We start from the raw sequence: 13040 nt of genomic DNA on the forward strand, positions 1-13040 counted from the left end.
TATCAATCGGAGTTGGCGGGCATTGTCTTGCGTGGCCCTGGCGCTGTCAACCAAATTGGATTTTCCGGTTAACTAATCCCACAGGAGCGCACGGATGCCGCCCTTACTACCCCTTTTTGCCCACAGGCTCGCCCACGCTCTGCAACAGCAAATCTGCCGCCTGCCCAGCCGCTGCCTGCTGTGCAGTGCCCAGAGCTGCGGCCTGTTATGCGCCCATTGCGCCGACGAGCTACCCGTGAACCTGGGCGCTTGCCCGCGCTGCGCGCTGCCCCAGTGCCAATTCACCGAGTGCCCCAACTGCCAAAAGCACCCACCCGCCTTTGCCAAAGCGGTGGCCCCCTACAGCTACCAGGCCCCCTTGGCGGGCCTGATCAACCGCTGGAAACACCGGGGCGACCAGCGGTTGCTGCCGTTTCTGGCCCCGCAGCTGCTGGGCTACCTGCGCGCTGCCTATGCACACGACGATTGGCCCCAGCGGCTGGTGCCAGTGCCGGTTTCCACCGCCAAACGCATGCAGCGCGGCTTCAATCAAACGGAGCAACTGGCCCGGTGCCTTGGCGGCGCACTGGGCATTGGTGCCACAGCCACACTGCTTGGGCGCCGACAGGGGCAAAGCCAGCAGGGCCTTGGGCGGCGGGCGCGGCTCAAGAACCTGCAACAGCAGTTTTACATCACAGGCCCGGCACCGGCGGCGCACCTGGCGCTGGTAGACGACGTGATGACCACCGGCGCCACGGCGGCCACTTTGGCGAAGATCCTGCAAGATGCTGGCGCGAAGCGGGTGGATATCTGGATGATCGCGCGCACACCGTGACTCACAGGTCAGCCGAAAATGGCCAAAGCGCCCACAGCAGAAATCCAGAACACCAAGATCATCGCGCCCTGCAACTGGACTGGCCGCACGCCTTGGGCGACAATTTTCGACCATAACCCTAGCGGTGGCCGATCACTGGCCACCCCGGCACGCCCATCGGGCAGACGCAATTCACAGGCAGTATCTTATGAGCACCCCATCTATTGTCATCAGCGGCAGCGGCCTCTGGACCCCAAGCCACAGCATCACCAACGAAGAACTGGTTGAGGCCTACAACCGCTGGGCCGACAAATACAACGCCCAGCACGCCGATGCCATTGCCGCAGGCGACCTGGAGGCCAAGCCCCACTCAAGCGCCGAGTTCATCGAGAAGGCCTCGGGCATCAAGAGCCGCTATGTGCTCGAAAAAGAAGGCATCTGCGATGTAGACCGCATGACGCCCCGCATTGCCCCGCGCGCCGACGACGAGCTGAGCCACCAGGCCGAGATGGCACTCGCGGCGGCTAAAAAAGCGCTAGAGGCTGCCAACAAAACGCCCGAAGACATAGACGCCGTGATTGTGTCTTGCGCCTACACCCAGCGCTCATACCCCGCCATAGCCATTGAAGTGCAGGCGGCACTGGGCATTGCAGGTTACGGTTTCGATATGCTGGTGGCCTGCTCGGCCGCCACCTTCGGCCTGCACCGCGCCTACGACGCCGTGGCCGCAGGCTCTGCGCGCGCGGTGTTGGTGATCAACCCGGAGCTCACCTCACCACAATTAAACTTTACCGACCGCGACAGCCACTTCATTTTTGGCGACGTGGCCACCGCCATGGTGATTGAGCGCGCCGACACCTGCACCAGCGCGCACAGCTACGACATTCTGAACATCAAAGCGGTTACCAGCTACTCCAACAACATCCGCTCAAACTTCGGCTACACCGCCCGCGCCCACGACACAGAGCCCTTCGGCGCCGACAACCTGTTTCACCAAAATGGCCGCAAGGTGTTCAAGGAAGTATGCCCTATGGCTGCCGAACACATGAGCAGCCAGCTTGAGAGCCTGGGGCTCAGCACCCAGGATGTGCGCCGCTGGTGGTTGCACCAGGCCAACATCAACATGAACACATTGATTGTGAAAAAGCTCTTGGGCCGCGATGCCAGCGCCGATGAAGCACCCGTGGTGCTGGATCGCTACGCCAATACCGCCTCGGCGGGCTCGCTGATCGCCTTTAATTTGCACCACGAAGACCTGACAGCCGGCGACACCGGCGTGCTCTGCTCGTTCGGCGCAGGCTACTCCATCGGCAGCCTGGTGTTGCGCAAGCGCTAACCACTGCCTGCCAGTGCAAGCCGGGCCGCCGCCTTGCACTGGATTGCCCCCTGATCAGCCTCGCAACACTGCCCTTCGAACAACACGCTGCCCGCAACCGCCAAGAATCTGCACGGCGCCAAGCTCTAAAACGGCAAAAAGAAACCTGCCAATCCCGCATTCGCACGCCGTTTCCCATTACACTGGCCCGCAGCAAACATCGCACAGCGCGACAACCGCGGCCAACCAATGGCCCTAATCGCCCCCGGGCACACAACAGGCTCACTATGACCCAACCCCACCCCTTTGCCCGCTTGACCCCCGATGCCGTGATGGACGCCGTGGAGTCTACCGGCCGGCTTACCGATGCACGGGTATTTGCCCTCAACAGCTATGAAAACCGCGTCTACCAGGTGGGCATTGAGGGCGAGCAGCCGCTCATTGCCAAGTTTTACCGGCCCGACCGCTGGAGCCGCGAGCAGATTCTTGAAGAGCACCAGTTCACCCAGGAGCTGGCCGAGGCCGGCCTGTCGGTGGTGCCACCACTGGCCGACGCCGCAGGCCTCACCCTGCACCCCTTTGACGGCTTCGAATTTGCACTGTTTCGCCGCCAGGGCGGCCACGCGCCGGAACTTGAGAACTTCGACCACCTGCAAGCGCTCGGGCGGGCGCTCGGGCGGCTGCACACAGTGGGCGCTGCCCGCGCCTTCAATGCCCGCCCGGCACTTGATATCCAAAGCTACGGCTACGACGCCGTGGCCCTGCTGACCGAGGGCTTTATGCCAAAGTCGCTGCTGCCCGCCTACACCAGCCTGTGCCGCGATTTACTGGCCGGCATAGAGGCCACCTTTGCCAACTTCACGCCACGGCAGATCCGCCTGCATGGCGATTGCCACCCGGGCAATATTCTCTGGCGCGACGATACGCCGCATCTGGTGGATTTCGACGATGCGCGCACCGGCCCTGCCGTGCAAGACATCTGGATGCTGCTGTCGGGCGATCGCCAGCAGCAACTTGCCCAGCTCTCTGAAATTGTGGAGGGCTATGAGCTGTTTGGTGAATTCGACCCGCGCGAGCTACAGTTCATTGAAGCCCTGCGCAGCCTGCGCATCATGCATTACAGTGCGTGGCTCGCGAAGCGCTGGCACGACCCGGCCTTCCCCATGGCGTTCCCCTGGTTTAACAGCGAGCGCTACTGGGCCGAACACATACTAGAGTTACGGGAGCAATTGGCAGCCCTGCAAGAGGAGCCCCTGCGGTTATTCTGACCATGACGATCATCGCGGCCACCGCCGCCCACTGCCAGGCCATGGTGCCACTCGTGTACAGCTCGGGGCCGGTGGCCTTCGATTACGTGTTCCTGGCCGACGCCCCGGGCTTTCTGGCCAGCGCCCTGCCCGATGCCGAGGGCAGCTTTGGCCACCGCACCCACTTCGTGGCGCAATCCAAAACCGGGGTGGCGGCTACGGTGAGCCTGTTCCAACGCAGCGAGCACCTGCAACGCCAGAATGCCAACATGGCGGCCATTGTATGCTGGGCCGGCTGGCGGGCACCGCTGGTACTGTTGCGCGGGCTCAAGGTTGAAAAGCTGATTCCCGCGCCGCCCGAGCACAGCCTGCACATCGCCCACCTGGCCGTAGCTCCCGACAGCCAGGGCCAAGGCCTGGGCACCCGGCTGCTGGATTTTGCCAGCGAGCGGGCGCACGCCCTGGGCCTTGGCCAGCTGAGCCTCGATGTGGCGGCCAGCAACCCGCGCGCCGAAGCCCTCTACCGCCGCTATGGCTTTACCCTGCACGAGCACCGCACAAGCCAAATACCGGGCCTTGCCGATCACAGCACCCTGATCAAAGCCCTTTAACCCGCACCAGGCGCGGCTAGTCACCGCGGGTCTTTGCCGACAGCCGTTACACAGGCCATAATAGGCCTTTCGCTTGCACGAGGTTTGCCATGAAGCCATTATCGTTGGCCACGCCCGCCGCCAACTCCACAGACCCGGTGTGGACGCGCATCTGCGAGCAAACCCGTGCCCAGGCCGACGAAGAGCCCATATTGGCCTCGTTCCTGCACGCCACCATCCTCAACCACGACACCTTCGAGGCCGCCCTCAGTTTTCACCTGGCCAACAAGCTAGACAGCCCCATGGCCCCGGCCATGATGGTGCGCGAAGTGATTACCGAAGCCCTGGCCCACACCCCGGCCATCGCCGAGGCCGCCCGCGCCGACCTGTTCGCCATCGACACCCGCGATTCCGCCTGCTGTTCGCTGGCGGCGCCGTTTTTGTACTACAAAGGCTTTCATGCGCTGCAGAGTTACCGCTTTGCCCACTGGCTGTGGGGGCAGGGGCGCAGGTCACTGGCATTGTTTTTGCAAAATCGTATCTCGCAGGTATTCGCCGTAGACATCCATCCGGCGGCGCGCATCGGCAAGGGCATCATGCTCGATCACGCCACCGGCATTGTGATTGGCGAAACCGCCGTGGTGGAAGACAACGTCTCTATCATGCAGTCGGTCACCCTGGGCGGCACCGGCAAGGAATCCGGCGACCGGCACCCCAAGGTGCGCCAGGGCGTGCTGATCAGCGCCGGGGCCACGGTACTTGGCAACATTGAAATTGGCGAAGGCGCGAAGATCGGCGCCGGCAGCGTTGTGCTTAAAGCCGTAGCCCCGCACACCACCGTGGCCGGCGTGCCGGCGGTGCTGGTGGGCCGCTGCCTGACGGAGTCGCCTGCGCTAGACATGAATCACGAGCTGGCCTGCCAGGGTGATTGCCCAGAGAATAGCTGACGCCTTATTCATTTTTCGGTACTATCGTGCAGCACGAAAGACCACAGAAAATTGAGGGATGTTAACGGCAGGCCCTTGGCATTGACATTACAATGGCCGGGTTTTCTGCGTTGCCGGCGCCCTGTGGCAATTGCGCTGCCAACGAAGTGGTTATAAAGAGCGAGCACCAATAAAAAAACACCAGGAAGTCATCGGGCAGAGTGTGGTTGCGCTCCCTATACTTCTCTCATGGACGAATAAAAAGTAGCACTCATGAGTTCTGACGAAACCTTAGCACCCCTGCTTGGCCGGCTTAAGCTGCCTGCCCAAACCCTAGAGAAACTGGGGTTTTGCCACGGCACCAAGGCCGCCGACGTCAAGGCGTGGGCGGAATCCCTGCCCGCCACGCGCGTCAGCTTTACCAGCGTACAGCTCTACACCGCGCTGCCGGACATCGCTCGCCTGAAAATCGACCCAATCAACCGGCTCGAAATGCTCGAAGGCGTGCGCCCCTACGTGCAACAGTGCATTCAGGGCCTGGGCCGCAACTTTTTGAATCAGCCCATTATTCTGCCCGAGGGCGCCGTTAAAACCGCCATTGTGGCCCAGGCCCTGCAAAAGCACCTCACCAACAGCTACCTGGTGGTGGTGCGCGATCTTGCCAAAAGCAAGCCCAAAGCCAGCCAACTGGCGCAATTCGATCTCGCCCTGCAGCGCGCCATGAATGGCCTGGCACTGATGGTGATGCGCGGCTACCAACTCTACACGCCCGTGCCCAATGGCGTTTGGGTGGAGCTACACACCCTGTATCAAATCGCCAAGCTCTATGAACGCGAGCACTCGCTGGTGGCCGACAACCGGCTCGAATATGTGCCCGCCATGCAGCTGGAGCACACCTACCTGCGCGCGCTGCTCTTGGCCTGTGCACGCCCCAACCAGATGCGCCAACAGGAGGTGCAGCACACCTTTGATGCACTGGAGCTGTGGGTGCCACTGGTAGACATGCACGCAGAAGCAAGCGATAGCCGCCTGTTCGCGGTAGACCCGCACGACGATATTCCACCGGTATACAAAGACCGGTTGCACGCCAATGACCCAGCAGCGGTCTTTGAGCTGGGCCTGGAAGAGCTCGTAACCGCCCTGCGGCGCCAGCTGGAAATCAAAGACGAAGACAACGCCATTGTGCGCATTCCCAACAACATGCCCTCGCAATTGGTGGAACACCTGTGCGCCAGCTGGTCGGTGATGCGCCAGCGCGCCTTTGAGCGCCGCCTCACCCAGGGCGAGCTGCAAGTGACCGTGGGCATGATCAACCTGCACTACCACAGTGCCAGCGAATTGGAGTTTGCCGACTTCTTGAGCCGGCACGACACCAGCGCCCCCAAAGCCACGCCCGAGGCAGAAGAAGACCCCTTCGCCAACAGCGCCTCGGCCGGTGCCTTCGGCGCGCTGCCCACCATGGATTTCATTGAAGACTGGGATGAAGACGCCGAAGACGAGATTCAAATAGCGCCGGTGCATCACATCAAGATTGTGGACACCAGCCCCGGCGGCTACTGCCTGAACTGGAACGTAGACAGCATGGAAAAGCTGCGCGCGGGCGATTTGATCGGCGTGCGCGAACCGGGCCGGCTCAAGTGGGCCGTGGCCGCCGTGCGCTGGATCCGCCAAGCCGGCGGCACCACGGAGCTGGGCGTGCAGGTAATTGCTCCCCACGCCCAACCGAGCGCGGTTTCCATGCTGCAGGTCACGGGCGAGAAAACACCCTACATGCGGGCGCTGAAAATCCAGCAGCTGAAATCGGTCAACCAACCCGCCACCATCATTACCGACAACCTGCCCTTTGTTGAATACTGCAAAGTGCGCGTGCGCGATGCCGAGGGCGAAGGCCGCTACCAGCTCACCAAGCGATTGTTTGCCACTGGTTCTTTCAGCCAGTTTACCTACCGCGTGCTCGACGCCGGTAAACAGGAGAAAAAAGGCGCCACGCAAGGCCAGGAAGACTATTCTTCCGTATGGAAAGACAAATAATTTGCAACGCCCAAAGAGGAAAAGCGGGAACCAGCACACAGTTCAATAAGCCCGCACCAGAGCGCCTGCGGCCTTAACTTGAGCCGCCACACAGATTACGTAATATGACTGGCTTGGTGCACTCCGTCACCAGGACAAAGACTTAAAAGGCAATATGAATCCCAACGACACCATCAGACTACTGATCATTAACGACAGCCGCGCAGAAGCCGAGCGCCTCATTAGTATGCTGAACAATGCCGGCCGCAACACCCGCGCCCAGCATGTCGATAGTGAAGAAGGTTTGGTCAAGCTCTTGCAAGAGCACACCTGGGATCTCGCCATCGGCCAGGCCGACAGCGAGCAATTGCCCGCCGCTAACGCAACCCGTCAGATCAAACGCCTGAACAAAGACATTCCGGTAATCTTACAAACCGAAGAAGAGGGCTCGCACGCCATCGTAGACGGCCTGCGCCTGGGCGCGGTGGATGTAGTGCGCATGGATGAAGATCAGCACCTGCTGCTGGTGGTTACCCGCGAGCTTGAAAACCGCGAACACCGCCAGGCCCGTCGCAAGGCCGATCGCAAATTCAAAGAGGCCGAGCGCCGCAGCCAGCAACTGCTAGACAGCTCGCGCGACGCTGTGGCCTATGTGCAAGACGGCATGTTCTTATACGTTAACCAAAGCTTTTCCGAGCGCTTCGGCTACGAAGATCCAGACGACGTGCTGTGCATGCCCACCATCGATTTGGTGGCTGCCAAAGATCGCGATCGCACCAAACAGTTTTTAAAGGAATTTACCCTCAAAGGTGAAGAGGCAGAATCCACCGAGGTGAGCTTTGAAGGCCTGCACCACTCGGGCAAGCAACAAGCCTTCACCCTGGAAGTAATTCACGCCATCTTCGATGAAGAGCCCTGTATTCAACTGGTGATGCGCGCCAGCAAAGAGAACAACGAAGTACTCGAAGCGCAGCTGCAGGAAATCAAACAAACCGATGTACAAACCGGCCTGTTCAACCGCCTGTACTTCCTGGAAAAGCTCGAGCACGCAGTAGACAAAGCCGCCGAAGGCGAAACCGGTGCCACCCTCACCTACATAGAAGCAGATTCTTTCTTTGATCGCGTTGAAGCCGCCCACGGCGTCAGCGTGGCCGATGGCGCCATTAAAAAACTCGCCAAAACCATTGAAAAACATCAGCGTGAAGGCGAGTTGCTGGCGCGCTTTAACGACGACACCTTCGCACTGCTCTCGCCCGGCACCAGCGCCGACAAACACCTGCAGCGCGCCAAACAATTGTGCGCCGAAGTGGCCGAAACCGTATTTGATATCGACGGCACCACGGTGCAATTTACCGTTACCGCCGGCCTGTCACTGGTGACCGAAGCCAGCAAAGATGCCGAAACGGCCATCGACCAGGCACTGCAAGCCATTGAAGAGGTGCGCAAAAAAGGCGAGGCCGGCGCCGGCAATGATGCCAAGCTGTTTGAGCCCAAACTCACCGACACAGACGCCGCAGGCCTGGACATCGCCCGCGCACTGCAACGGGCGGTGGATAACAACCAGTTCAAGCTGTTGTTCCAACCCATCATCAGCCTGCGCGGCAATGAAAACGAGCTATACGAAGTGCTCTTGCGCATGATGGATGAAGACGGCAGTAAAATTGAGCCGGGCAAATTTCTGGAGGCCGCCGAATCCATTGGTGCCACCACCAAGATCGACCGCTGGGTGATTCTCGAATCCATCAAAATGCTCTCCGAGCACCGCGCCAAGGGGAACAACACAAGCCTTGTGGTCAATCTCAGCCGCCACTCGCTCACCGACGAAAGCCTGGTACCCTGGCTGGGCGTGGCGTTTAAAGCGGCCAAATTGCCCGCCGATGCGATTATGTTCCAGGTGCGTGAAAGCGATGTCACCAGTCACATGAACGCCGCCAAAGCGCTGTGTGCAGGCCTTGAGAAACTGAAGACCCACCTCTCCATTGCAGGCTTCGGCTGCGCCATGAATCACTTCAACACCTTAAAGCATGTACCGGCGCACTACATCAAAGTAGACGGCAGCTTTACCCAGGATGTTCAAAGCGGCAACGAGGGTGCAGAAACTCTCACCAACCTCATTAAAGAACTGCACAAGCTCGAGAAGATTACCGTGGTGCCCTTTGTGGAAAACGCCAACGTTTTATCTACCCTCTGGCAGAGCGGCGTGCACTATATTCAGGGCCATTACCTGCAAGGCCCCACTGAAGGCATGAATTACGATTTCAGCATGGATGGCTAATCGCCCATAAAAAATGGCGCCATTTGGCGCCATTTTTTATTCGTGCAGGCGGCCTGCTTAAGGCTCGCGAATCAAATCGTCGTCTTCCATTCCCAGCAAGTAACACAAGGATTCAAGGCCCAAGGTGCTAATGGCAAAATCCGCCGAGGCGCGCACCAAAGGCTTTGCGTGAATGGCAACCCCCATACCCGCAAGCGAAAGCATGGGTAAATCGTTGGCTCCGTCACCCACGGCAATAACCTGCGCCAGCGCCACACCGCGCGCTTTGGCAATTTGCTGAATTAATTCCGCCTTGCGCTGGCCGTCCACCACCGTGCCGGTGACCCGGCCAGTAACCTTGCCATCCACAATTTCCAGCGCGTTCGCGTGAATTTCATCGATGCCCAGGCGCGCCTGAATTTTTTCTGCAAAATACACAAAGCCACCACTTAAAATGGCCGTGTGAAAACCGCGCGCCTTTAAGGTATTCACCAAAGTTTTGGCGCCGTCCATCAGCTCGATGCGCTCGGCAATCTTGCTCAGCTCAGATTCCGGCAAACCGTTCAGCAACGCCATGCGACGGCTGAAACTTTCGCGAAAATCCAGCTCGCCGCGCATGGCTGCGGCAGTGATGGCAGACACCTGCTCACCAATGCCGGCAGCCGCGGCCAGCTCATCAATGCACTCGGCCTTTATGAGGGTTGAATCCATATCGAAGCAAATCAAACCGCCCTGGCGGCCGAACACATTGCGCGGTGTCAGGTTGATATCTACCCGCAGGCGATCAGCCAGTGCGCGTACAACCGCGCGCGCCTGCACCAAATCGGCCTCGCCGGCAAAACGCAACTGCCAGGCCTGGCGGTCTTCGGCGCGGGCGGCCAGGCTGCGGGCACCCAACAAACTGAGCCCCTGGGTGGCGGCCGCTTCAACCAATTGCGCCAGATGTTTGGCTTGCAACACCGGCGCCATCAACACGGCCACAAAGGTGCAAGGCCCGGGCGTTCCCGCTTGCACCTGCACGCTCATATCGGGCCACAGGGCCAACAAAGACGTTTGCAGTGCCTGCGCATCGCCCTGCTCGTCACACTGCACGCGCAGGCTGAAACCCACCTCATGGGGGCTAGCCTCCAGCACCTGCGCATTAATGGGCAGCTGGGCCAGTTGATTGAGAACATCGATCAAGGGGTAGCGATTGTGAAAGCAAGAAAGGTAGAGGCTGTTCATGTAACGTGGGGCCCGTGCCGGAGGAAGTGCTAAATGAGGCGGCATTATATAGTTTTCAGCACGCAATAGGCTAAACTAGGCGGCCTTTTACGCCCGATTTGGGTGATTATTGACAGGCCTATGACGCACACCAACAACAATAAAACCGGCTCACTCGCGCCACTCACTCGCCTGCTGGCCCGCATGCACCCGTTTGCCTTTACCCTTGCGCTGTCGTTGGCGGCCCTGCTTGCCTGTGGCTGGCAATTGCATGTGCATTTCGAGCAGCAAACCCAGTCGGTTTCGCAGCGCTACGGCCAGGCACTGGCCAATTTGGCCGCCGAGCAGGCGGAATCGGCCATGCTCAATCAAGATCGCGTAAGCCTCACCGCCCTCTTGGCAGATTTAACGGAAAACCTTGATGTAGAAGGCGCCACCGTGCACGACGTGGAAAATCGCCTGCTGGTGCAAAGCGGCCACACCACCAATCCGCGCAGCCTGCACTTTTCAGCGCCGGTGGTACTGCAAGACAGCGTGGCCGGTTACATTACCGTGACGGTGAGTGCCGATACCGCACGAGCCAATCGCCACCGTTTGTACGGGCGTCTGGCACTCACCCTGGCCGCACTGCTGGCGCTTACCGCCATTGCCGCAAGCCTCTACCGGCACCCGGATTTCCCGGAGCCCGAACCCGCAGCACCCGCCCCGAGTGCGCCCGATAGCAAAGTCACCCTGACGCTCGACCTACTCAACCTGGAGCAGCTGCACACAGAACTCAACGGCGAGGCCTTCAAGCAATTACTGGAGCGCTTTGAGCGGCAACTGCAAGGCGTGATTGCACTGTACGGTGGCGAAAGCCTGGGCCTGCAGAATCATCAACTCACCCTGATGTTCACCGAGGCGCGCACCTCAGATGCCAGCTTCAACGCCATTTGCAGCGCCGAGCTATTGCATTCACTGAGTGAACACAGCGAGCTGGCGCTGCAGTTGGGTGCACGCATTTTGCCCTTTGAGGCCAGTGCGAATTTAAAATCCCAGTATGCGCATCAGCTTAAACCGGGCGGCATGCGTGCCACCATTATTTCCGTAAAGCTGTTGGATGAGTCCCTGTCTGAACGCGCCCAATTTGCCGCGCGCGCAGACCAGCGCAGCGCCCGGGTAGAACAGGTGCTGCCGCCGTATAAAAAATTGCTGGAAAATCAATTGGCCCAACTGGCGAGCCTGGCCTCAGCCGAACGCTAAGGCCAAACGCGAAATCACGCGCGCTATTGGGCGCGCTGCTCGCCACCTTGCGCCGCCTCACGGGCCTTTTTGCGGCTGTCCATCAGGCGGTAGTGAGCAAGCTCGGGAATGGTTTCACGCAGGCGGTATTCCATTTCCTCAATGGCCTCGGCCTGTTTGCATAAGGCGTCGCCACGCTGCTCGATGGCCGGGGTTTTGGCCTCCATTTCGCGCTCTACCTGCTCGCCGAAATTTTCCATCTTCTCGCCAAAGCTTGCCATGCGCTCCTCAAAGCTGCCCTCGCCAAACAGCGCCGAGCCGAGCATGGCCATCACGCTGCCCATAGAGGATTCCACCGCCTCTTCCACCGAGCGCTCGAAGTCTTCATCGAAGGCGCTATCGAGCACATCCAGCTGATCGTTCACCACATGGTATTCGCCGGGGTGCTCCGCAAGGCTTGCGGTAAGCCGCGCCTGTGATTGCGCAAGCGATGCCTCAATCTTTTTGGCAGGCTCGCTGTCTGCACCGAATACACCGGCCATTGCGTGCCCCATGGCCGCACCCACGGTGCGCAGGGTATCGGCCACAAAGGCCACCAAATCCGGCATAAACTGCTGCAAACCGCCTGTGTAGCTAGCCACCAATTGGCGCTGCTGGCCCGATAGCGAGAGCGACGCGCCATTTACCCGTACTTCGCCATCGGGCTTAAACAGGTACACGGCATCGCCCTGGGTTGAGTGCACACCGGAGGGCTTGACGGCAAAATCGCTGGCAAACCGCACCTGGCAGTTTTTCAGCCCCATATCCACACCGGCCCAAGCCGCGCCCGGCAGCAACAAAGCCGCCCCCAAAACCACATGACTCGCCAATTGCCCAAGTAGGTGCATGATCGTTTTCTCCCTGAAAAGTTATTTGAGCCTAGAAGACCACAACCGGCGGCCAACCGACACTGCAAATCGGCCAATGGCCGGCGCCTGCCGGTGAACCGTGACCTTATGGCTGCCAGTGCTTTGCAGCAACGGGCTTAGCACAAAGCTTACCTTTACGTTAACGTAAACCTGCGCTAGAGTTTGCCCAGGCAGACCACGGAGCCCCCATGGACAAGGTTTACAGCATTTCCGACTTGGCGCGCGAGTTCGACATCACCACCCGCGCCATCCGCTTTTACGAAGACAAGGGCCTGCTGGCGCCCGAACGCCGGGGCCAGGCGCGCCTGTACAACCACGCAGACCGCGTGAAGCTGAAGCTGATTCTGCGCGGCAAGCGCCTGGGCCTGAGCCTTGAAGAAAGCGGCGAGATCATCGGCATGTACAACCCCGGCTCCAACAACGCCGCCCAGCTCACCCGGCTGATCAACAAGATCCAGGAGCGCCGCCAGGCCCTGGAGGCGCAAAAACGCGATATCGACATCATGCTGGCCGAACTGGACGACGCCGAAACGCGCTGCCAGGAAGCATTGGCGGCCAACGTCTAACCTGACA

At 60.0% G+C, this 13040-nt stretch carries 11 protein-coding genes; 9 read left to right on the forward strand and 2 right to left on the reverse strand.

Features of this window, described 5'->3' with window-relative positions; translation table 11 throughout:
- Window positions 1-94 precede the first annotated feature (94 nt).
- The 7 genes from L1F30_RS15500 to L1F30_RS15530 all read left to right on the forward strand — a co-directional run bounded on the left by L1F30_RS15500 (window position 95) and on the right by L1F30_RS15530 (window position 9156).
- Window positions 95-814, forward strand: coding sequence for a ComF family protein (locus tag L1F30_RS15500; RefSeq protein ID WP_253357579.1), 720 nt, complete (start codon window positions 95-97; stop codon window positions 812-814).
- A gap of 187 nt (window positions 815-1001) precedes the next feature.
- Entirely contained in the window at window positions 1002-2129 is a 1128-nt protein-coding gene (locus L1F30_RS15505; protein WP_253357581.1) for a beta-ketoacyl-ACP synthase III, read from the forward strand.
- Window positions 2130-2395: 266 nt separating this feature from the next.
- Entirely contained in the window at window positions 2396-3376 is a 981-nt protein-coding gene (locus L1F30_RS15510) for a serine/threonine protein kinase (RefSeq protein ID WP_253357583.1), read from the forward strand.
- Window positions 3377-3378: 2 nt separating this feature from the next.
- On the forward strand, window positions 3379-3966 hold the full coding sequence (locus L1F30_RS15515) for an N-acetyltransferase (RefSeq protein WP_253357585.1): 588 nt from the start codon (window positions 3379-3381) through the stop codon (window positions 3964-3966).
- A gap of 89 nt (window positions 3967-4055) precedes the next feature.
- Window positions 4056-4892 (forward strand): serine O-acetyltransferase, encoded by an 837-nt coding sequence (gene cysE / locus L1F30_RS15520; protein WP_253357587.1) that lies wholly within the window; start codon window positions 4056-4058, stop codon window positions 4890-4892.
- 252 nt (window positions 4893-5144) lie between these two features.
- Complete coding sequence (locus tag L1F30_RS15525; protein ID WP_253357589.1) at window positions 5145-6902, forward strand: hypothetical protein; 1758 nt, start codon at window positions 5145-5147, stop codon at window positions 6900-6902.
- Between the two features lie 154 nt (window positions 6903-7056).
- Window positions 7057-9156, forward strand: coding sequence for an EAL domain-containing protein (locus L1F30_RS15530; protein ID WP_253357591.1), 2100 nt, complete (start codon window positions 7057-7059; stop codon window positions 9154-9156).
- A gap of 57 nt (window positions 9157-9213) precedes the next feature.
- Here the strand turns inward: L1F30_RS15530 and serB are convergent, their stop codons facing one another.
- A complete protein-coding gene (gene serB, locus L1F30_RS15535) occupies window positions 9214-10359 on the reverse strand; it encodes a phosphoserine phosphatase SerB (protein WP_253357593.1) in 1146 nt (381 codons plus the stop codon).
- A 120-nt stretch (window positions 10360-10479) separates the two neighbouring features.
- Here serB and L1F30_RS15540 point away from each other — a divergent pair, with 120 nt between their 5' ends.
- Window positions 10480-11580, forward strand: coding sequence for a hypothetical protein (locus tag L1F30_RS15540; RefSeq protein ID WP_253357595.1), 1101 nt, complete (start codon window positions 10480-10482; stop codon window positions 11578-11580).
- A gap of 23 nt (window positions 11581-11603) precedes the next feature.
- Here the strand turns inward: L1F30_RS15540 and L1F30_RS15545 are convergent, their stop codons facing one another.
- Complete coding sequence (locus L1F30_RS15545) at window positions 11604-12446, reverse strand: DUF2884 family protein (RefSeq protein ID WP_253357597.1); 843 nt, start codon at window positions 12444-12446, stop codon at window positions 11604-11606.
- A 209-nt stretch (window positions 12447-12655) separates the two neighbouring features.
- Here L1F30_RS15545 and L1F30_RS15550 point away from each other — a divergent pair, with 209 nt between their 5' ends.
- Complete coding sequence (locus L1F30_RS15550; RefSeq protein WP_253357606.1) at window positions 12656-13033, forward strand: MerR family DNA-binding transcriptional regulator; 378 nt, start codon at window positions 12656-12658, stop codon at window positions 13031-13033.
- The last annotated feature ends 7 nt before the right edge of the window (window positions 13034-13040 follow it).

This window comes from Simiduia sp. 21SJ11W-1, from assembly GCF_024138675.1.
In the GTDB taxonomy this organism is placed as follows: Bacteria; Pseudomonadota; Gammaproteobacteria; order Pseudomonadales; family Cellvibrionaceae; genus Simiduia.